General features: G+C 63.5%; 16 protein-coding genes. 2 read left to right on the top strand and 14 right to left on the bottom strand.

Features of this window, described 5'->3' with window-relative positions; translation table 11 throughout:
• Positions 1 to 67 precede the first annotated feature (67 nt).
• The 14 genes from AWB64_RS00330 to AWB64_RS00265 all read right to left on the bottom strand — a co-directional run bounded on the left by AWB64_RS00330 (position 68) and on the right by AWB64_RS00265 (position 18,115).
• A complete protein-coding gene (locus tag AWB64_RS00330) occupies positions 68 to 2,509 on the bottom strand; it encodes an alkaline phosphatase family protein (RefSeq protein WP_060816657.1) in 2,442 nt (813 codons plus the stop codon).
• Between the two features lie 555 nt (positions 2,510 to 3,064).
• Positions 3,065 to 4,102, bottom strand: a complete 1,038-nt coding sequence (locus AWB64_RS00325) for an XdhC family protein (RefSeq protein ID WP_060817139.1) — start codon at positions 4,100 to 4,102, stop codon at positions 3,065 to 3,067.
• A gap of 60 nt (positions 4,103 to 4,162) precedes the next feature.
• Positions 4,163 to 5,521 (bottom strand): MFS transporter, encoded by a 1,359-nt coding sequence (locus tag AWB64_RS00320; protein WP_060816656.1) that lies wholly within the window; start codon positions 5,519 to 5,521, stop codon positions 4,163 to 4,165.
• Between the two features lie 58 nt (positions 5,522 to 5,579).
• Complete coding sequence (locus AWB64_RS00315) at positions 5,580 to 7,241, bottom strand: UbiD family decarboxylase (protein ID WP_060816655.1); 1,662 nt, start codon at positions 7,239 to 7,241, stop codon at positions 5,580 to 5,582.
• A gap of 144 nt (positions 7,242 to 7,385) precedes the next feature.
• A complete protein-coding gene (locus AWB64_RS00310) occupies positions 7,386 to 8,858 on the bottom strand; it encodes an NAD-dependent succinate-semialdehyde dehydrogenase (protein ID WP_060817138.1) in 1,473 nt (490 codons plus the stop codon).
• A 78-nt stretch (positions 8,859 to 8,936) separates the two neighbouring features.
• A complete protein-coding gene (locus tag AWB64_RS00305; protein ID WP_060816654.1) occupies positions 8,937 to 9,530 on the bottom strand; it encodes a UbiX family flavin prenyltransferase in 594 nt (197 codons plus the stop codon).
• Positions 9,517 to 11,184, bottom strand: coding sequence for a UbiD family decarboxylase (locus AWB64_RS00300; protein WP_060816653.1), 1,668 nt, complete (start codon positions 11,182 to 11,184; stop codon positions 9,517 to 9,519). The genes AWB64_RS00305 and AWB64_RS00300 overlap by 14 nt, the downstream gene beginning before the upstream one ends.
• 145 nt (positions 11,185 to 11,329) lie before the next feature.
• Entirely contained in the window at positions 11,330 to 12,058 is a 729-nt protein-coding gene (locus AWB64_RS00295) for an enoyl-CoA hydratase/isomerase family protein (RefSeq protein WP_060816652.1), read from the bottom strand.
• Positions 12,059 to 12,124: 66 nt separating this feature from the next.
• A complete protein-coding gene (locus AWB64_RS00290; protein WP_060816651.1) occupies positions 12,125 to 14,491 on the bottom strand; it encodes a xanthine dehydrogenase family protein molybdopterin-binding subunit in 2,367 nt (788 codons plus the stop codon).
• A 4-nt stretch (positions 14,492 to 14,495) separates the two neighbouring features.
• Positions 14,496 to 15,017 (bottom strand): (2Fe-2S)-binding protein, encoded by a 522-nt coding sequence (locus tag AWB64_RS00285; RefSeq protein WP_060816650.1) that lies wholly within the window; start codon positions 15,015 to 15,017, stop codon positions 14,496 to 14,498.
• Positions 15,018 to 15,035: 18 nt separating this feature from the next.
• Entirely contained in the window at positions 15,036 to 15,917 is an 882-nt protein-coding gene (locus AWB64_RS00280; protein WP_060816649.1) for an FAD binding domain-containing protein, read from the bottom strand.
• 29 nt (positions 15,918 to 15,946) lie between these two features.
• Complete coding sequence (locus AWB64_RS00275; protein ID WP_075643206.1) at positions 15,947 to 16,627, bottom strand: SRPBCC family protein; 681 nt, start codon at positions 16,625 to 16,627, stop codon at positions 15,947 to 15,949.
• Positions 16,628 to 16,740: 113 nt separating this feature from the next.
• Positions 16,741 to 17,535 carry an alpha/beta fold hydrolase gene (locus AWB64_RS00270; protein ID WP_060816648.1) on the bottom strand — a complete coding sequence of 265 codons (795 nt, stop codon included), beginning with the start codon at positions 17,533 to 17,535 and terminating at the stop codon, positions 16,741 to 16,743.
• 178 nt (positions 17,536 to 17,713) lie between these two features.
• Complete coding sequence (locus AWB64_RS00265; RefSeq protein ID WP_060816647.1) at positions 17,714 to 18,115, bottom strand: carboxymuconolactone decarboxylase family protein; 402 nt, start codon at positions 18,113 to 18,115, stop codon at positions 17,714 to 17,716.
• Between the two features lie 137 nt (positions 18,116 to 18,252).
• Here AWB64_RS00265 and AWB64_RS00260 point away from each other — a divergent pair, with 137 nt between their 5' ends.
• Positions 18,253 to 18,936 carry a GntR family transcriptional regulator gene (locus tag AWB64_RS00260; RefSeq protein WP_060816646.1) on the top strand — a complete coding sequence of 228 codons (684 nt, stop codon included), beginning with the start codon at positions 18,253 to 18,255 and terminating at the stop codon, positions 18,934 to 18,936.
• A 383-nt stretch (positions 18,937 to 19,319) separates the two neighbouring features.
• Positions 19,320 to 20,618 (top strand): MFS transporter, encoded by a 1,299-nt coding sequence (locus tag AWB64_RS00255; RefSeq protein WP_060816645.1) that lies wholly within the window; start codon positions 19,320 to 19,322, stop codon positions 20,616 to 20,618.
• Positions 20,619 to 20,638: the final 20 nt, after the last annotated feature.

Here is a 20,638-nt window from a genome sequence, read left to right as displayed (position 1 = left end):
ACGCTTGCGCAACCTAAAAGAAGATGGCGAAGCGAACGGCTTCGCCATTCACTCGACGTGCAGACGCTTAGAACTTGAACATCGCCGTCAGATCGCCGATCGACGTCGTGTTGACCGGCAGATACGGACTCTGCGTCGACGTCACCGGGTTGGGCAGGCGGTCGCGGCTACGTGCCGACAGCGGCTGCATGCGCCAGTTATGCTCGATGAACTTGAGCACCGACGCGTGATCGTAGTACGTGTGATCGACCATCCCGGCGCGGGCATACGGCGAAACCACCAGCATCGGAATCCGTGGACCGTCGCCGAAGAAATCGAGGTTCTGGATAGCGCCGCTGTCGAAGTGGCCGCCGCCTTCGTCGGTGGTAATCACGATTGCGGTATGGGCCCACAGCGTCGGATTGGCTTGCACGCTAGCCACCAGCTTCTTCAGGAACGCTTCGTAGGTGGCGGGCGCGGAATAGCCGGGGTGACCGCTGTCCAGATTCTTCGGCACCACGAACGACACTGCAGGCAATGTGTTGCTCGCGATGGCGTTGTTGAACGTCGTCAGATCGCTCAGGTTGGCCTTCAGCGACGCCTTGCCCATCACATTGCTGGATCCTACGAGCGGATCGCCGATCACGTTGTACTGTGCGGCTTGCGCGGCAGCGGCGGCGGCCGCCGCGGGCAAATGGTCCGCCACTTCCAGAAGCTGGGTTTCGGCGGTCACGTCCGCCGTGTCGCGCCCACCTGTGTACCAGCTCCACGACACGCCTTTCGCCGCCAGCGCCTCGGCGATAGTAGGCACGGTCTGCGGCGGATAGTTGAAGTTGTTCGGGCCGATCGGCTGGACATTGCCGTTTACGTCGAAGCCAGGGTTGTAGTTGTTCACGAGATAGTACTTGCCCGCATCGCAGTTACTCGCGACGTGTTTTGCCGCGAGAAAGCTCAGTATTGGGCTGACACCCGGTTGAGCCGCGTCTGAACAGTTGACGTAGGAGCCGCCCTCGTAGCCGTCCTGCGTATAGAAGTTCGCCGTCTGCGACATCGGATTCGGATTTTCGATCTGGTTCGCCGGCGGGGTCGCGACGGCGCCGGCGGTATTGAAGAACGGCTCGTCGCCGGTCGCAATCGAAAAGAAGTTGGCGCCCGTGCCGCCCATGACCGACTGATGGTAGTTATCGCTGAGCGCGTAGGTCTGCGCGAGCGACTGGAAATACGGCGCATCGCCCGTCGACATATTCATGAAGCCCATCAGCTCGCCGCCCTGCGACGGATTCTGGGGCGTAATTCCGCTTGTATCGCCGCCCTGGCCGGTAGTGGTCGCGACCCATGTGAACATGTCGTGCTTGCTGTTGTCCCCGCCGGTTTGCTGCCACATCTGAAAGAATCGGTGGACCGGGTCGCCTGTCATCGAAAACAGCGTGAGCAACGGCTCGACGGAGGTGATCTCCTGCGCATACGGCACATATTTGGAGATCTGAAATGGCCCGTTCGGCAGGTTGGCCGGGAAGCGCGTATCGGGCGTGCCGCCACCTGTCGTGAAGGTCTGCAGGTTTTCGATGCCGATCTGTTCCGGCTGCGGCAGCGTCGGGAAAGCCGTCGTGCGGGTCGGATTGAGTGTGAAGGCGGTTTGCGTCGCGCCCTGGGTCTGCGCGGCCTGCGAAAAGTTCGGGCCGGGCGAGCCGTCGGCGTTGATCATGCCTTGCGACAGCAGGTTCTTGACCGTCTGGCCGGCCGGGGCCACATAGCCGCCAAACAGGCCGTCGAAAGTCTGATTCTCGCCGACGACCACGATCAGGTGCTGGATCGGGGTGGTCGTCGGGCCGTTGCTCAACGCAAGCGCCGAATTCGCGGCGGCAGCCGGCATCGCGCCGGATACCGCGCCCGCGGCTGGAATCGAAATCTGTGCGCGGCTTGCGTCGGTGCCGGCCGCGACCGCGCCGGTATGCACCGTGAAGTGCGCGATATCGAACAGGTTGTCGAGAGGATTGGTGGAATTCGCCAGATAGGGCGTACCGATCGGATCGGCGACGGCAGCGGCCGGCACGTTTAACGCGGTGAACAGCGGCTGCAGTGCGCCCGCGACATCCGCGTCGGCCTGGGCGATGCTGTTCGATGAAATCTTCGCCGCCTTGATTTGGTCGCTGGTAGGCGCGCCGTTCGGCACGATGCCCAGCACGCGTTGCGTCAGCAGCGACGTAAGCGGATTCAGATTGGCGACCAGCGACACCGGCGTACTCGATGACGAAGCCGCGGGATTAATCACCGCCGACAGTGTGGCGGGCGTGCCGTCCACGTCGTTGAAGGGCGCCGTCAGAATGAATGGTGGCTTGCCGGCCATTGAAACGGTGAACTTGCCGGTCGCGTCGGTGACGCTCGATTGCGTGCTGTTCCCGGCGCTGTCGGTGACCGTGACGCTCACGCCGACCACTGGCTCGCCGGAGGCTGCGACGCCCGTGGCGTTGATACTGGCGGTTTGCGGACTGTCTTTGTCGGACCCACCGCAAGCAGCGAGCGAAAGCATGACTCCCAGGCAGGCTATTGTCGAGGCGCGCATTTTCATGATTGTTATGGCTTGGTCGTGTGGGTTATCTTTCGCTGTATTCGCTTGCCATCCTGAAAGACCGCTCGTCCAGGCGAGCACCGTTGGCGCCGAGATAATCCCAACCTCACATGACAGTGTTGTGATCTGTTTTCTTTTTCATTGGCTTCGCCGCAAAAAGCCGCGGCTCACGCGTGGCCCTTAGATCATGCTCGGTGCGAGCGACCGCAAAGACCGATTTTGAGGCGCCCGGCGCGTTTTAATGGAAGGTCAACATAAGCCGGATGCTTTCGGAAAAGCCTGCGACGGCGAGAGACGCACAATGCTGTGTCGTGCGGTGGAATCCGGAATGGATCAGCCGATCAGCTCCGATTAGGGCGAAGGAAGACATCCGTGCGATGGCGGGGCTGTCGCGGGCATGAATACTCCCGTCCGGTCCTACAAAAGCCATTAAATGCTGGCAAGAGGCAGGTGTCTTGCGAAAAGGCTCGTCCGGTTCATGTCGCTGCTACGGTTTTGATCGAACACAAGTGATTGTCATCGAGGCCCCGCCACGCCGCAGCTCGTCCGTTCATCCGCCGCGATATCCAGCATGGCCTTGGCTCCTCCCACCTGGAATTCTCCCGGCAATGTCACCCCGTTCTTGAGGGCTGTAACCTCGGCGAGTATCGACACCGCGATTTCAGGCGGCGTACGGCTGCCAATATAAATACCCACGGGGCCGCGCAACCGGCTGAGTTCGTCCTTGCCGAGATCGAAATACGTCTCCAGCCGTTCGCGTCGTGCGGCATTGTTCCGGCGCGAGCCCAGCGCCCCGACATAGAACGCGGGCGTTTTGATCGCCTCCATCAACGCAAGGTCGTCGAGCTTCGGGTCGTGCGTCAGTGCAATGACCGCGCAGCGCTCGTCGAGCTTCATGTCGAGCACGGTGTCGTCCGGCATCGTACGCACGAGCGTCGTGCCGGGAACGTGCCAGGAATCGGTGTACTCCTCCCGCGGATCGCAGACGGTCACCTGATAGTCGAGCCCGAGCGCGATCTGGCAAAGATAGTTCGAAAGCTGTCCGGCGCCGATCACAAGCATCCGGTAACGCGGACCGTGAATGGTCACGAGCCGATGGCCGTCGAACGCGACGCCGTCAGTCGAGTGCGCCGGCGCGAAGCTCGCCACGCCGCTCTTCATGTCGAGCGAGCGCGCGACGAGTTCACCGGCAGCAACCCGGCGACACAACGCATCGATACCGCTCGCGCGGGTCAGTGGTTCGAGCACCAGTTCGATCGTGCCGCCGCACGGCAATCCGAAGCGGTGCGCCTCGTCGGCGGAGATGCCGTACGTCACGGCTTCCGGAAGCGTCTGCTCGATGCCGAGCCGGCGCACGCGGTCAATCAGGTCGTCCTCGATGCAGCCACCGGATACCGAGCCGGCCACCGAGCCGTCTTCGCAGATGGCAAGCATCGCGCCTTCCGGTCGCGGCGACGAGCCCCACGTCTTGACTATCGTGACGAGCAGTACCCGGCGTCCGCTTTCGATCCAGCGAACGCTCGCCTTCAGCACGTCGAGATTGACACTATCCATGAACATACCGAATGGTTACATGACCACGACCTGGTTGACCTTGGTGCCGGAAGAAAAGCGTCAATGCCGCGACAGTGCCGAGCGCAAGGCCATCTCCCGCGCGGCTTCCGGCGTAATGGTCCGGTTGAGCATGAAGCAGGCCACACCGGCCGCCAGCAACGGCAACGCACCGAGAAGAAAGATCGTTCCAATCGGTGTTCCGATGGCGATCAGGACACCGGCGAGCAACGGGCCGACAATAGCGCCGATGCGCGCCACCGCGAAGGACGCGCCGGTCGCGGTCGAGCGGATGAAGGTCGGGTAGATCATGCTCGAAATGGCATTGAGGCCAATGTTCCCGCCCAGGACCAGCAGGCCCGAGACCAGCGCGAGCGCCATGGTGAGACTGGCGCCCGTGCCGACGGCCAGCCCGAGAGCCGCCACTGGAATGGCGCCGAGGATCATCGTCAGCGTCATGACCCGTACCCCCTTCTTGTCGATCAACCAGCCGAAGAACCAACTGAAACCGGCACCAAGCTGGAACAGCGCCTGGCTGCGGGCCGCGTTGGCGAAGCCGATTTCGTCGGTCAGGAGCGTCGTCATCCATTGCGAGAGGAAGAAGTGCGTGACGAAGGAAAGGCCAAGCCCGAGCCACAGGAAGGCGGTCATGGCCGAGCGGCCCTCGGTGAAAAGATGCCTTACCGGCACACCCGTGCGGACCTGCTCCTGGATCGTGAAGCGCGTGTCGTCCGCGAATTGCGCGCTGGGTTTCAGCTTGCGCGCATAGGCCAGGATGCGGTCGCTGGCGGGATTGCGCAGGATCAGGTAGCGGATGGATTCAGGCAGCCCGACGAACAAAATGACGACCGCCACCACGGCGCCAGCGCCACCGAGATAAAAGACCGAGCGCCAGCCATACGCCGGGATGATCTCCGCCGCGAGAAGGCCGCCGCCGGACGAGCCGGCGGTGTAGCCGAGATAGAGCAGGGTGATGATCAGCCCGCGCTTGCCCGAGCGGGCATAGTCGGTGATCAGCGAGACCGCCATCGGCATGCCGCCGCCGATGCCGAGCGCGGCGCAAAAGCGCAGGATCGACAGTTCGACCAGGTTATGGGCGAAGGGCACGGCGAACGTGAAGCTGCCGAACAGCGCGGTGGCCAGCAGGATGGCGCGACGCCGGCCAATGCGATCGGCCAGCATGGCGAAGAGGATCGAGCCCGCCATCCAGCCAACGATACTGATGTTGAACACGGGCGTCATCAAGGCCCGGTTGATGCCCCATTCCTTGATGATGCCGGGGGCGGCGTAATTCAAAGCCTGATTGTCGAAGCCGTCCGCCAGCATGACGAGCGCGCACAGAACGAAGAGGGTGACGGTGAACCAGCTCCGCTCCTGCGTTTCGACGACTTGGGCGATATCGACGGTATTGTTTTGAGTCATGGTGTCTCCGGATGCCTTGGCTCCTGGGGTTGTTCACATTCGGCTGGCGCGTTGGCGCTCACTCGCTGTGGCCGCCTGAAGCATCGCGTACGGGCGTTTCTGGCTTTACGCCGCCGCGCCGGTTGGCCCAGGTCCTCTCGCCCGTCTCGCGCCAGCCGCCCGAGGTCGCCGCGTCGGCATACTCGTCCCAGCGCTTGTCCCAGTCGCCCAGGTGATAGCCATGCCACGGCGGCTGTGGCGCGAGTTGCGGGAGGTTCAGTTCTTCCCAGATCTTGCGTGCCGCAGTCATGTATTGCTCCTTCGGCAGGGCCAGCGGCGGCATGTCGTGCTTCAGCGTGGCATCGATCAGCAAGGTGCTTTCGAGCGGCGCGCGGCCTGACTTGGGACCATGCCCGCTCGTCCGATACGGCGTCACATGCACGTCGTGCGTGAAGTCGGAGCGATAGGCGAGCGACCAGAACACGGCGTCGGCATTTTCCGGGTTGATATCTTCCGAGACGGCGATCACCAGCTTGCCGCACTGTGCCTGCAGCGTTGCCGCTCCCTGCATGCCGCGCCATACCTCGGCCTGCGGCGTGCCGCGCGCAAACTGCACGAAGATCACCTTGCGCAGGTTGGTCAGCGGCTCATGCATCACCACGCGCTTGACGCCGCGCACGCCCATCACCTTCTGCAGGTGGTCGAGAAACAGCGGCTCATAAGCCACCTTCTTCAACACGGAGCTTTCGCTGGGCGTCACCTGGCTAATGATCGAGACGAAGACGGGCTTCTTCTTCATCGTGATCGCGGTGACGTGCATGGACATGTTGTAGTCTTCGAGCGCGATATGGCCGTGGCTTTCGCCGAACGGGCCTTCGGGTTCCAGCGCGTCGGTGTCGATCAAGCCTTCGATCACGATTTCGGCATCGGCGGGAACGAGAAGATCAATGGTCTTGCAGCGCACCACCTCGACCGGCGCGCGCATCAGGCCGCCGGCAACGGCCATCTCGTCCTGATCGATCTGGAGTTTCTGCGGCCCGGTGAAGAGCACGGCCGGTGCGCAGCCCAGCACGATGGCACAAGGCATCTGCTGGCCTTTTGCCCGATATTTTTCCCAGTGGAGATAACCCCCGGCGCCTGACAGGCGACTCGCCATGCGCACGCCCAGCCGGTCCTCCGACTTCAGCGCGGCGCGGTAAGTCCCCATGTTCTGCACACCGCTCTCAGGATCTTTCGTTACGCACAGCGTGGCGGTGAGATAGGGCGCCGCGTCGAAACCGGGCGTGGAAACCGGCACCGGCAGGCGCGACAAACCCTTGTGCTTCAACTCGTCGCCGCTGATCACCACTTCCTGACACGGCGCTTTTTCCACCATCACTGGCGGGACGGGTTCGGCGATCGCCTCCATCCAGACCTTGCCGATCTGGTCGACCGGCAAGCCGAGGCCAGTGGCATAGATCTCCGGCGAGGCCGCGAGGCCGCCGATCAGCACCGGGATGTCATAAGTGTTGCCTTCGCCGTCGACCACGTTGGTGAACAGGAAAGCGCGGCGCTGATCTTCATGCAGTCCGCCCTGGAACTGCCAGCGCGCGAGCGGATGCAGTTCCGTGTCCTTGTTGATCGGCCGGTCGATGCGGATCAGCAGGCCCCGGGCCTCCAGCCGCGCGATATGTTCCTGCAAATCGCGGGGAGCGCCATCGGCAGTTTCCGGCCGCGGAAGATCGTGAAGCGTTGATGACATTCTGTCTCCTTAACGTGAGACCCAGCGGATGGGTAGCAAAGTATTATTGTATGATTGCATAGCAGTATTACGAGTGTCAATGAGGCTTTATCGGCTGCATCCAAGGCGGCTTGGCGGCGTTTACGGCTATCAAGACGTCACTGTTTAGAGGCCGCCCATGCAGAGGTATTTGATCTCCAGGTATTCCTCGATGCCGTACTTCGAGCCTTCGCGACCGAGGCCGGATTGCTTCACGCCGCCGAACGGCGCGATTTCATTCGAGATCAGGCCGGTGTTGATGCCGACCATGCCGTATTCGAGCGCTTCCGACACGCGCCAGATCCGGCCGATGTCGCGGCTATAGAAGTAGGCGGCGAGTCCGGATTCGGTGGCGTTCGCGGCGGCGATTGCTTCGTGCTCGTCGTGGAAGCGGAAAAGCGGCGCGACGGGCCCGAAAGTTTCCTCAGTCGCGAAGCGCATCGACGCAGTGACGCCATCCACCACGGTCGGCTCGAAGAACAGCGTGCCCGCCGCATGACGCTTGCCGCCGGTGAGCACGCGTGCGCCGTGCGCCACCGCGTCGGCAATATGCGCTTCGACCTTCTCGACGGCCGCCTCGTTGATAAGCGGGCCTTGCGTGACGCCGCTCTCGAAACCGTTGCCGACCTTGATGCGGTTGACCGCTGCCGTGAATTTTTCGGCGAAAGCGTCGTACACGCCATCCTGCACGTAGAAGCGGTTCGTGCAGACGCAGGTTTGGCCGGCATTCCGGTACTTCGATTCGAGCGCGCCCTCGACCGCCGCATCGATGTCGGCATCGTCGAATACGATGAATGGCGCGTTGCCGCCAAGTTCCAGCGAGAGCTTCTTGACCGTCGGCGCGCACTGGCTCATCAGCATGCGGCCCACGGGCGTGGAGCCAGTGAAAGAAAGCTTGCGCACAATCGGGTTGCTGGTCATCTCCGCGCCGATCGAGCGTGGATCGCCGACAACGACGCTGAACACGCCAGCCGGCACGCCCGCGCGTGCGCCGAGTTCGGCCAGCGCAAGCGCCGACAGCGGCGTGGCTTCAGCGGGCTTCACGATCATCGCGCAACCGGCCGCAAGCGCGGGTGCGACCTTGCGCGTGATCATCGCGGCGGGAAAGTTCCACGGTGTGATCGCGGCGCAGACGCCGATCGGCTCTTTCGTCACGAGCATGCGCTTGCTGGCGGCGGGCGAAGCGAGCACGTCGCCATCGATCCGCTTGGCCTGCTCGGCGAACCATTCGATGAACGACGCCGCGTAACCGATCTCACCTTTCGCTTCGGCGAGAGGCTTGCCTTGCTCGGCCGACATGATCGCCGCGAGGTCGTCCGTGTTCGCGACCATCAGCGCGTGCCAGCGCTTGAGAACCGCCGCGCGCTGCGCCGCGCTCAGCGCGCGCCAGCCGCGCTGCGCGCGTTCGCCCGCCTCGATCGCGCGGCGTGTCTCGACGCCGGTCATGAGCGGCACGTCGGCGATTTTCTCGCCGGTAGCAGGATCGTTGACGGCGAACGTGCGTGCATCGTCGGCGCCACACCACGCGCCGTCGACATACGCGAGCGTGCGCAACAGGCTCGGGTCGGCGAGCCGGGAAAGCAGAGTGGATTCAGTCATGGTCATCGCAAAGGGCGGCCCGCCGGCGTGCGTCGCGGCGGGCCTGTTGAGGAGGGCGAGCGCGCACGGGCGCGCGCGTTACGGCTCTTGCTGGTGTTCTTTCCAGCGCTTGACCACGCCGGTTTCGATGTCGAACAGATCGAGCATGCGGCCAACTGTGTGATCGACAATGTCGGCGATCGTTTGCGGCTTCGAGTAGAACGCCGGGACGATCGGCGCGATGATCGCGCCCATGTCCGAGAGCTGCACGAGCGTGCGCAGATGTCCGCCGTGCAGTGGCGTTTCGCGCACGCCGAGCACGAGACGGCGGCGCTCCTTCAACACCACGTCGGCCGCGCGGCTGATCAGCGAGCTCGTGATGCCGGTGGCGATTTCGCTCATCGAGCGCACCGAACACGGCACGATCAGCATGCCCTTCGTCTTGAACGAACCCGACGATACAGCCGCGCCGATGTCACCCGGCGAATACCATCGCGATGCCCGCGCGCGCAGGTCGGCCGCGCGTATATCGGTTTCGTAGGTCATGGTCAGCTCGGCCGCCTTGCTGATCACGAGATGCGTCTCCACGCCCGCCCCGGCGAGCAGTTCGAGCGCGCGAATCCCGTAGATCACGCCGGACGCGCCGGTGATGCCAACGATGATCCGTTCCGGAGTACTGTTATTCGCCGTCACGGTCGCCCTCGATACCGCGCACCGGCGAATTCGGCTCGACCGCGCTGCGGCGGCGCGCCTGGTAGGACGCGTCGCGCTGCATCCATTCGCCGCGCGTCGCCTGCGCGGCGTTGCGGTCCCATTCCTCGGTCCAGTCGCCAAGCGAGTAGCCGTACCATGGCGACTCGGGCGTAAGCTTCGGCAGGCCAAGACGTTCCCACAACAGCTTCGCGTTCTCCATGTATTCCTTCTTCGGCAGCGCGAGCGGCGGCATGGGCGTTTTCATGGTCGCGTCAATCAGCATGGCCGAATCGAGGCCGGTTGCGTGGTCCGAGCGCGGACCGTGACCCGGCTCGCGGTACGGAATCATCTTCACGTCCTCGACCGGATTGCAGCGATAACCCATCGCCCAGAACACGGCGTCCGCGTTATCCGGATCGATGTCGTCGTCGATCGCGATCACGAACTTGCCGATTGCGGCTTGCAGCGACATCGTGCCGTACAACGCGCGCCAGACTTCGGTGCGCTTCGCGCCGCGCTCGAACTGCAGGAATACGAAGCGGCGCAAATTGGTCAGCGGCTCGTGCAACGACACCTTCTTGATACCGCGAATGCCGAGATGGTCGCGCAGGTGGCGCAGGAACATGGGCTCGTAGGCGAGACGCTTGATGACGCTCGACTCGGACGGCGTGACCTGCGAGATGATCGACGTCAGCACCGCGTCCTTGCGGCGCGTGATCGCCGTGACTTCGATGGAGAGGTTGTAGTCTTCGAGCGCCACGTAACCGTGGCTTTCGCCAAAGGGACCTTCCGGTTCCAGGTACTGCGGATCGACATAACCTTCGACCACGACTTCCGCCTCCGCCGGCACCAGCAGATCGACGGTGCGGCCCTTGACGACGCGGATCGGCGCACCGGCGAGGCCGCCCGCGACGCTCAGTTCATCGACGTTCGGGCGCAGCTTCTGCGGGCCTTGGAACGCGACGAGAGGTGGCGCGCCGAGCACGATGGCGACCGGCATCTTTTCGCCCTTGGCTGCGTACTTGCGCCAGTGGTCGAGACCGCCCGCGCGCAGGTTCACGAGCATCATCATGCCCAGACGCGTCGCCGATTTCAGGTGACCGCGATACGTGCCCATGTTCTGCACGCCGGTTTCCGGGTCGCGCGAGATCACGCCGGTCATCGTCATGTACGGCGCGGCGTCGAAGCCGGGCGTCGAGATGGGCAGCGGCAGCGATTCGAGACCGTTGCCCGGACCTTCGAGATCCTTACCTTCGATCACGATGTCATGCACGGGGCCGCTTTCAACCACGACCGGCGGCACGGGATGATCGATCGCGCGGTTCCAGGCGTCGCCAATATCGTCGAGCGATGCCACATTCATGCCGATCCGGTAGATCTCCGGATTCGCCGCAATGCCGCCCACGATGACCGGAATGTCGTACTTGCGGCCTTTGCTGTCGACAATGTTCGTGAAGAGGAACGCTCGGCGATCGGCTTCGGGAATGCCGCCGCGGAACTGCCAGCGCACGAGCGGATGCATTTCGGTGTCCTTGTTCACCGGCTCGTCGATCCGGTACAGCAGGCCTGCCGCGTCGAGGCGGGCGATGTGTTCGTGCAGGTCCGCGTAACCCGGGTTCGCGGAAGACTTGGAAGTGGTGTCTTGATCGGTCATGGCTAGAAGTCCCGTGAGACGCCGCGTTGCGGGGCGCCCTTATTGCTTGAAATGTTGCCCGACGCGGGCGAGGTAGTGCGTGTTCGATCGCGCCTTCACGTGCCGCGCGCGGTGCGAGGCACTTCGGCGCTAGGTCACTTCCATGTCAGCGGCGCATTGACGTCATTGCGTTTGCGAGCGACGCTCCCGCCACTTCACTTGCAAGCGAGAAGTCAGGAATCGTGATCTCGCGGAAGTATGTCTTCAGCGTCGCGATGGCGATCCGGTCGCGCGTGCAGATCGAGGCGACCATTGCGTCCGCGCGTTCGCTCAAGCTCGCGCCCGGCACGACTTCGGCCACGATGCCCCATTCGCGCGCGTTGGCGGCGTCGATGGTTTCCGTCAGGTAAACCATGTGCGCGGACGCCTTCGGCGGCACCTTGTGGCGCAGCACGGACAGCACGAGCGTTGGCGGCAGGTTTTTCTGCAACTCCGGGAGGTTAAAGCGTGCGGTGTCCGAGGCGACGGCCATGTCGCATGCGGTGACGAGCGCACAGCCAAAACCCTCGGCGTCGCCTTGCACTTCGGCGAGGAGCGGCACTTCGCTTTCGTGCATCGCGCGGTAGACGTCGAGAATCGGATCGGCCACGTTGCGGCGGAACTGCGCGGACGTGGGCGGCGTGGCTGGCGGCGCGCTGGCTGCACGGCCGCGGCAGAACGCGGGGCCGGACGCGCGGATGCGGATGATCTTCACGGCGCTGTCGCGGCCAGCCTTGCGGATCTCGGCGGCGAGCGCGCGCATGGCCTCGAGCGTGAGCGTGTTGCCGAGGTCTGGTTGGCCAAGGGTGATCCGGTATTCGGAATCGTGGAGCGCTGCGGTGAATTCGGTCGTCATGGAGAAAAGGTCCAAACAATGAAAACAGGGGATGGGCGCCAGCGATGAACCGGCGCCCGCGCAAGGTCAGCGCGCGTACGCGCCGGCCTCCTTGAGCTTCTGGAACACACGCTGCGGTACGAGCGGTGCTTCGGTGAATTCGACGCCGTATTCGGAGAGCGCATCCTCCATTGCCCCGACAATCGCGGCAGCGGCCGGAATCGTGCCGCCTTCGCCCGCGCCCTTGACGCCGAGCGGATTCAGCGGCGACGGCGTTTCGAGGTGCACGATATCGATGTTCGGCACGTCGGTTGCCATCGGCAGGAGGTATTCGCCGAAGTTGGTCGTGGTCGGCTGCGCGTTCTCGTCGTACTGCATCCATTCGAGCGTCGCGTTGCCAATGCCGTGCGCGACCGAGCCGATCACCTGGCCGTCCACGATCATCGGATTGATGAGCTTGCCCGAGTCGTGCGCCATCACATAGTTGAGGATCGTGATGTGACCGGTCTCGCGATCGACTTCGAGTTCCACGACAGCGGTGCCGTTGCAGTACGTCGACTGCGCGGGCGAGAAGTATTTCGTTTCTTCAAGGCCGGCGGTGAGACCCTTCGGCATGGTGAAGCCCGGCATGCCTTGCGAGATCTTCGCGAGCTGCCCGTAGCTCATGCGCTGTTCGATACCCGCGCGGCGCGCCACGTGTCCTTCCACGAGCATGAGTTCTTCCGGCTCGCACTTCCACAGGTGCGCGGCGAGCGTGAGCATCTTCTCGCCCACGGCCTGAGCGGCAATGTAGACCGAGTTGCCGGCATTGACCGTCACGCGGCTCGCGAACGTGCCAACGCCCATCGAGATACCGCCCGTATCGCCGGTCACGACGTCGATTGTTTCGAGCGGCACGTTCAGTTGCTCGGCGCAGATCTGCGCGAAGGTCGTCTTGTGGCCCTGGCCCTGCGGCGATGCGCCGGTGATCACGACAATGCGGCCGTTCGCCTGCACGCGCACCGTCGCGCCTTCGAACGGGCCCATGCCGGTGCCTTCAACGAAGCTCGCCATGCCGATGCCAACGAAGCGGCCCTGGCTGCGCGCTTCGGCCTTGCGTGCGGCGAAGCTCGCGTAGTTCGCGCGGTCGAGCGCCGCTTTCTGGCAGGCGGGATAGTCGCCGCTGTCATAGCGCAGCGGGCTGCCGTCGCGATAGATGAAGCCCGCGTCGTACGGCATCTGCTCCGGCTGGATCAGGTTGCGCCAGCGCAGTTCCGCGCGGTCCATGCCGAGCGCGCGGGCGGCCTTGTCGAGGATCCGCTCCATGGCGAACACCGCTTGCGGACGGCCTGCGCCACGCACCGGCGAGGTCGCGCACTTGTTCGTGTAGACCACGTCGAGTTTTGCGCCCATCGCGGGGATCACGTAAGGACCGGGCGTCGTGGTGATCGAGATGTATGGCGTGATGATGCCCCACGGCAGGAACGCGCCGTTGTCGTGCACCATCTCGAGCTTGACGCCGCGGATCTTGCCGTCGTTTCCGAGCGCCATGCGCACGGTCCACCACTGGTCGCGTTCCTGAGTGACCGCGAGAAAGTGCTCGCGCCGGTCCTCGATCCATTTGACGGGACGCTTGAGCGCGACCGCGGCGATCGAGACCAGCGCTTCCTCCGGATAGAACGGCAGCTTCGGACCGAAACCGCCGCCGACGTCGTTCATCAGCACGCGCAGCTTCTCGGCATCCCACTCGAGCAGTTCGACGAGATTCTTTTTCTCGTGGTGCGGCGCCTGACCCGACGACCAGACGGTCAACTCGCCATTGGTCGCGTGATATTCGGCGAGATAACCGCGCGTTTCCATCGGATGCGCGGAACCGCGGTTCTGCCAGTACGTTTCCTCGACCACGTGCGGCGCGTCGTTGAACGCTGCATCGATATCGCCGAAACCCATTTCGATATGCGCGACGACGTTGTCTTTCGCGTCGGTGTGGCAAAGCGGCGACTCGGGGCGCATGGCGTCGCGGCAGTCGGCAACGGGGGGCAGCGGGTCGTATTCGATCTCGATCAGACCGCACGCATCTTCCGCGATGTAGCGGTTGTCCGCGACGATAAACGCCACCGCTTCGCCCGCGAACGTGACTTCGGTCGAGGCGAGCAGTTCCTGCGTGCGCTCGAAGCGGATTGCCGGGTTTGGCAGCATCGACGGCGCGCGCCCGCGCGCGCGGCCTGTCAGGTCCGCGTGTGTGTAGACGGCGTGCACGCCCTTGAGTTCGCGGGCGGCCGAGCAGTCTATAGAGACGATCTTCGCGTGCGCATGCGGGCTGCGCAGCACCGCGGCCTGCAACATGTTGGGCAGATGCACGTCGTCCACATAGGAGCCTTGTCCTTGCAGCAGCTTCTTGTCCTCGGTGCGTGCAATGCGCTTGCCGATAAAACGCTGGTCGGTCGGCGCGCCCTTCAGGTCGGAAATTTCCATCGTGTTACTCCGTAGCGTGTGCAGCCGGCGTCAGCGGTGTTCCGGCACGCTGATCGCGGATGCGTTGCGCGGCGAGCAGGGCAGCGGCCACGATCGGCTGATAGCCCGTACAGCGGCACAGGTTGCCCGTGATCGCTTCGCGGATCTCGGCTTCGGTCGGCGAATCCGTCTCGTTCAACAGTTCGGTCAGCGTCATCAGCATGCCGGGCGTACAGAACCCGCATTGCAGCGCGTGCGTCTCGGTAAAGGCTTTTTGCAGCTCGTTGAGCGTGCCATCCGCATGGGCGAGCCCTTCGACGGTGGTCAGCGACCGGCCGTTCACCTGGGCGGCAAGCGTCAGGCAGGCGCGCGCCGTGCGGCCTTCGATCAGCACGGTGCAGGCGCCGCAGACGCCATGTTCGCAACCATAGTGCGTGCCGGTGAGATTGAGGTCGTGACGCAGGAAGTCGCCCAGCATGCGGCGGGGTTCCACCTCGTGCTCATAAGCAATGCCGTTGACGACGACTCTGACGGTACGTGTCTCCATGTCCATCTCCTTGTCACGCTACGAATATTTTGCGACGCGAGAGAACGCTGTCTTCAGCGCTCTTTCGGTCAGGATGCCGGCGAGATGCTGGCGGTAGTCGGTGCTCACGTGCGCGTCCGTCATCACGTCGAGCGCACGTGCGGCGTCGCTGGCGATGCGCAACGCGCTTTCATCCATCGGCTGGCCGAGGAGGGCGGTCTCCACTTCGTGCATTCGCACGGGACCGGGCGCGACGCCGCAGATCGTCAGCGAAACGCGGGTCAGGTTCCCTCGCGGATCGGCGGTGCAGAGCGCCGCGACGCCGACGATGGCGTAGTCGCCATGGCGCCGCGCGAACTCTTCGAATGCGTAGCCGTGGCCTTCGGGCCAGACTTCGAGCGAGATGCCGGAGAGCAGTTCGCCTTCTTCGAGCGCAGGCGTCATGTACATCATGGCCCAGTTGGACATGGGCAACTCGCGGGTCGTGACTGCGCCGTCTTCGTAGCGGGCGATCGTCAGCACGCCGTCGAGCGCGGCGGTGAAGCAGGGCTGCTCCGAGGACGGGTCCAGCTGGCACAGGCTGCCGCCAAGCGTGCCGCGGTTGCGGATCTGCTTGTGGCTCACGAGCTGGTACGCCTCGCGGATCAGCGGCGCGCGATTCATGACGAGCGGCGACAGTTCAATATCGCGCTGCCGCGCCATTGCGCCGATGTTCAGGCGGCCATCGCGCTCCTCGATGCGGGTCAGTGCCTCGACGCCGTTCAGGTCGATCAGGTGACTCGTCATCAGATACCGGAAGTTCATCATCGGCATCAGCGACTGGCCGCCGGCGAGCACGCGCGCATCTTCGAGCGTGCCGAGCAGTTGCGCGGCTTCGTCGACGGTGGTGGGCGCGTGATACTGGAATTCACTGGGTTTCATGCGTGCTCCAATAGTGCGGCGTGGTGTCTTCAGTGCTGCTGCTTGGTCCCGAAGAGCCGCGCGAAGAAGTTCCGGATCGACTGCCACATTGCCCCGCGCATGAGCGCGCCGGCGTCCAGTGGTGCGACAGGCACGGGCGGCGGACGGCGCGTTTCAGTGGCGGGCCTGGGTGCGTCCGGTTCACCGGCCGCACCCGATGCAACCGGATCATTCGCGGTGTCCGGTGCGGCTTGTGCGGAATGCGCCGCGTCTGCTTCGATGAGCGCGGTCAGATTTTTGGCGAACTGATTCAGCAGTTGCTGCGAGAGCGCCTCGATCATGCCGGCGCCGCGTCCGTACTGCGCGACCGTGCCCGACAGGTTCACGTCCGAAACCACGTCGACCTTGGTCTTGCCGCCGCCCGCGTCGGTGACGGCTGCGTTGATCTGCGCATCCGCGCCGCCACGGCCTTTCGTGTCGGTGCCGCTTGCCGACACCACGACCGTATGGTCGGCGTCGTTTTGTTCAGCAATCTTGAATTTGCCGGCGAACTTGAGCGTGAGCGGGCCGAGCTTCACGGTGAAGCCGCCCTTGTAGCTGCCGTCGGGCTGCTGTTCCTTGAGTTCCGCGCCCGGAAAACACGGTGCGGACCGTTCGATGTCGATCATGGTCTTCCAGACGTCCGGGAGCGGTGCATCGACGGTGAAAGACGAACGGATTGTGATTGCCATACTGCCTCCTTGGGGCGCTCGGTCCGTTACGGGCGGCGCTCCACTTATCTGGTCGCTACTGAGCCACGCGGCGCGTGACTGTCCTGACGCGGGGGGCGGCCCCGCGTTTCATTTCATCGAGCGGGAGTCGATAGAAAATCGTCGAATACCGTTGTAAAGACTTCGCGCATGTCGAACGCTCCAAAATGCGCCGCGCCCGGAACCACGACGAAGCGGCTGTCCGGCAACGCATCGGCGATCTTTTGCGATACCGCGGGCGCAATGCTCGCGTCGGCGTCGCCTGCAACGACGAGCGCCGGTACCGGCACGCCCGGCAGTTCGCCGAGATTGTCGAGCAGCGAGATGGCTTGCCAGTTCGCGCTCCAGCTATACCAATCGTCCGCGGCGAGACGTTCGCGGCACTTCTGGACAAGGTCGGGGCGCGGCGTGTCTGTGGCGAACCAGCGCGCGATGGTGTCGTCGATCACTTCCGACATCGAGCCTTGCCGGCTCATGTCGCCGCGCGCAAGAATGCGCGGGCGCACTTCGTCGGGGAAGCCGCCCGCCGTGGCGCACAGGATCAGCGCGCCAACAAGCTCGGGAAACTGGATCGCGACACGCTGCGCAATCATGCCGCCCATCGATACCCCTATCAGGGTCGCGCCGGTCAGGCGCTCGTGGCGCAGCACCGCGGCGATATCGGCAGCATGATCCGCGAGCGTGATGGGGGCAGTGACAAGGCTGGAGTCACCGTGGCCGCGAATGTCGATCGCGACGACGTCATGCGATGCCGCCCAGTGCTCGACGTATTCGTCCCACCAGCTCCGGTCGACGCCGATCGGATGAAGCAGAACCAGTGGCCGGCCCGTCCCGCGACGGGAATAGGCAATGCGGCCAGCCGGGATTTCGCAGAAAGTTGAATGAGACATGACGTGTACGGGTAATGCGCGGGGTGCGGCAGGTGGTTTGCGCGATCGGCCGCCGGGTCGGCAACCCGCTGCGCAAAACGCCTGCGACCCACTGGACCACCAGGCATGCGCGCCTGGGATGAGATGACAACTATCGGATGACAAACACGCGGACGCCGTCGCGAACCGCAAGCTGCTTTCAGGCCGCGGCAGCTTTCGCCTTCAGGTCGAGCACGACAGCCTTCGCGCGACGCAGCCCTTCGGCCGCGACAGGAATGCCTGCATAAACGCCGGCCTGCAGCACCACTTCGGCAATCTGCTCTTCCGTCACACCATTGTTCACCGCGCCGCGCGTATGCACTTCGAACTCGTGCCAGCGGCCAAGCGACGCCAGCATCGCGAGGTTCAGCATGCTGCGCGTCGCGCGCGTGAGACCTTCGCGATTCCAGACGTTGCCCCAGCAAACGTCTTCCGTGTACTCGAGAAACACGGTGTCGAAAAGGTGAGGGTTGGCGTTGCCTTGCGTGTGGCTCGTACCCAGCACTTCCGTGCGAATTTTTGCACCGATAGCGCGACGTTCGGACAGCGTGATGTCTTCCATGAGTATCCTTCGATTCATCGAGGTGTTGTAGGATTGTATAATGAGAGGCAGTATCGGAGCATCGCCACGAAATGTCAATATGATTGTATTACGAAGATTGGCGCGGCTCCCGTTAATTCAAATGGCAAAGGGAAGGAATGAATACCAACAGACTGGTAGTGCGGCCGGTGGCGACGTTGCGCCAACAGGTGATCGATGGTTTGCGCTCGTGTATCAGCGACTTGACCTTCAAGCCGGGCGACCGGTTGATCGAGCGCGAGTTGTGCGAAATGCTGGGCGTGAGCCGCACGCTGGTGCGTGAGGCGTTGAGCCAACTGGTAGCGGAAGGGCTTGTGCAGATCATTCCGCACAAAGGTCCGATCGTCTCCGTAATGACCGGAGATGAGGCGAGAGGCCTTTATGAAGTGCGCGCGGTGCTGGAAGCGCTGGCGGGCCGCCAGTTCACCGAGCGGGCGACGGACGAACACCGCGCGGCGTTGAAGCTGGCGCTGACCAAGCTCGCTTTGATACGGGACATGAAGGGAGAGGACAGCACCATGCTGTTCCTGAAACAGAAGGCGCAGTTCTACGACGTAATGCTCGAAGGCGCCAGCAATCCGGTCCTCACTGAAATGCTGCGTCTGGTTCACACGCGCGTGATGATGTTGCGCGCGACGACGCTTTCTCAAGAAGGGCGCCTTCCACAAAGCTACGACGAAATCGCGACGATCGTCGATGCAGTCATGCGCAACGACGCCGACGCGGCTGCCGCGGCGTGCAAGCGCCATGTGGAGCAAGCTGAAAGGCTTGCTGTGCAGGTGCTTGCTGCGGTGACCACTTAACTCGGCGAACGCCGCGCCTGCTAATTATTCTTTTCACGCTCGACAATCTTGATACGTCGGGCATGGAAGGGCCCTTCGCGGCGCGGCGCAATTCAAGCCGCTGCTTTATCTCTCTCATCCGCGTTGTCGTTGCTTTCAGTACATCTTTCAGCCGGATTCCTGTCAGTTTGCCTGCTGTAAAAATCGCCTTTTTCTGTCGGTCTTCCCGCGTCGCTCCACGCCGAACCCTGAACGACAACAGTATTACGCACGACCGTAATACAATAATCTGTATTGCAATCTAATTGCATTACGCTATACTGCGCCAAATGATGAGATCGGGCGATATGACCCGTACCACACAAATCGCTCGCCTCTCGGCGGAAGATCAGGAGACAAGAACAATGGGCACATCTCAAGGCGCCAAGCCCGTGTCGGTGGCTTCGGCCGAGCCGCAGGGATTCAAGCTGTCGCGCTATCAGTGGCTGGCGCTGATTTCAGCGTTCCTCGGCTGGATGTTCGACTCGATGGACCTGAATCTCTTCACGCTCGTGCTTGTGCCGAGCGTCAGCCAGTTGCTGCACAGCACCGACGCGGCAGAAATCAGCAAGATCGGCAGCTACATCATTGCGGGCAAGCTGCTGACGTGGGGTATCGGAGGCGTGCTGTTCGGCGTGGCCGCCGACCGCTTCGGCCGTTCGCGCATCATGGCCTGGACCATCTTCATCTATGCGGCCTTCACGCTGCTGAGCGCATTCTCGAGGACATGGAGCCAGCTTGCTGTCGCGCAGGCGCTGGCCGGTTTCGGCATCGGCGGTGAATGGGCGGCGGGCGCCGCGCTCGTTGCCGAGTCGTGGCCCGGCCGGCAACGCGCCCGCGCCATGCAGATCATGCAGATGGCGTTCGCGTTCGGCTTTCTCGCGGCGGCGCTCGACAACCTGCTGCTCGGCCGCTTCGGCTGGCGCGTCGTACTCGGTGTGGGCGCCGCGCCCGCGCTTGTCACCATTCTCGTGCGCCGCTTCGTGCCCGAGCCCCAACGCTGGGTGCAGGTGCGCGACAGCGTGATAGCCGAATCCGCGATGCAAACCTTCACCGCCATCTTTGCGCCAGGACTGCGCCGCAAGACGATCATCGGCGTGATTGTTTCGTCGGCCGCGATGCTCGGATGCTGGGGCGGCCTCACTTTCCTGCCGAGCTGGATCCATCAACTGTCGATTGCAGCCGCCGACCATGGCGACATCAGCAAGACGGTCAGCTATGCCTTCATCCTGATGATGATCGGCGCAACGCTCGGCTACCTGACGCTGATCTGGATGCTCGACGCGCTCGGCCGCCGGATGTCGTACTTCATCTTTTCGGCCGGGTCGCTCGTGGTGTCGCTGGTGCTGTTCATGACGGTGCACGACATTGGCGGTGTGCTATGGCTGATGCCGGTGTACGGCTACTTTGTCATCGGCGCGTTCGGCACCTTTGCCGCTTACCTGCCCGAACTCTTCCCGACCCGCGTGCGCGCGACAGGGCAGGGCTTTTGCTGGAACATGGCACGCGCGCTGACAAGTATTGGTCCGATCGCCGGCAATGCCGTGGTCGCGAAATTTGGGTCGTTTCCGGCGGCATCGGCGGCTGTATCGCTGCTCTTTATTGTTGGCATGGTGTCGATCTGGTTCGGTCCCGAGACCAAGGGTGTTCCGCTCGACAACTGAGGATCACTAAAGAAAGCTGG

Source organism: Caballeronia sordidicola (assembly GCF_001544455.2).
GTDB lineage: Bacteria > Pseudomonadota > Gammaproteobacteria > Burkholderiales > Burkholderiaceae > Caballeronia > Caballeronia sordidicola.
Note: the sequence above shows the minus strand (reverse complement) of the source record. Positions and strands in the feature narration are given on the sequence as shown.

Coding starts and splice junctions, on each gene's coding strand:
- AWB64_RS00330 (WP_060816657.1), bottom strand. CDS start 2,509: ATGCTTTCGCTCGCTGCTTGCGGTGGGTCCGACAAAGACAGTCCGCAA.
- AWB64_RS00325 (WP_060817139.1), bottom strand. CDS start 4,102: ATGGATAGTGTCAATCTCGACGTGCTGAAGGCGAGCGTTCGCTGGATC.
- AWB64_RS00320 (WP_060816656.1), bottom strand. CDS start 5,521: ATGACTCAAAACAATACCGTCGATATCGCCCAAGTCGTCGAAACGCAG.
- AWB64_RS00315 (WP_060816655.1), bottom strand. CDS start 7,241: ATGTCATCAACGCTTCACGATCTTCCGCGGCCGGAAACTGCCGATGGC.
- AWB64_RS00310 (WP_060817138.1), bottom strand. CDS start 8,858: ATGACTGAATCCACTCTGCTTTCCCGGCTCGCCGACCCGAGCCTGTTG.
- AWB64_RS00300 (WP_060816653.1), bottom strand. CDS start 11,184: ATGACCGATCAAGACACCACTTCCAAGTCTTCCGCGAACCCGGGTTAC.
- AWB64_RS00295 (WP_060816652.1), bottom strand. CDS start 12,058: ATGACGACCGAATTCACCGCAGCGCTCCACGATTCCGAATACCGGATC.
- AWB64_RS00290 (WP_060816651.1), bottom strand. CDS start 14,491: ATGGAAATTTCCGACCTGAAGGGCGCGCCGACCGACCAGCGTTTTATC.
- AWB64_RS00285 (WP_060816650.1), bottom strand. CDS start 15,017: ATGGAGACACGTACCGTCAGAGTCGTCGTCAACGGCATTGCTTATGAG.
- AWB64_RS00280 (WP_060816649.1), bottom strand. CDS start 15,917: ATGAAACCCAGTGAATTCCAGTATCACGCGCCCACCACCGTCGACGAA.
- AWB64_RS00275 (WP_075643206.1), bottom strand. CDS start 16,627: ATGGCAATCACAATCCGTTCGTCTTTCACCGTCGATGCACCGCTCCCG.
- AWB64_RS00270 (WP_060816648.1), bottom strand. CDS start 17,535: ATGTCTCATTCAACTTTCTGCGAAATCCCGGCTGGCCGCATTGCCTAT.
- AWB64_RS00265 (WP_060816647.1), bottom strand. CDS start 18,115: ATGGAAGACATCACGCTGTCCGAACGTCGCGCTATCGGTGCAAAAATT.
- AWB64_RS00260 (WP_060816646.1), top strand. CDS start 18,253: ATGAATACCAACAGACTGGTAGTGCGGCCGGTGGCGACGTTGCGCCAA.
- AWB64_RS00255 (WP_060816645.1), top strand. CDS start 19,320: ATGGGCACATCTCAAGGCGCCAAGCCCGTGTCGGTGGCTTCGGCCGAG.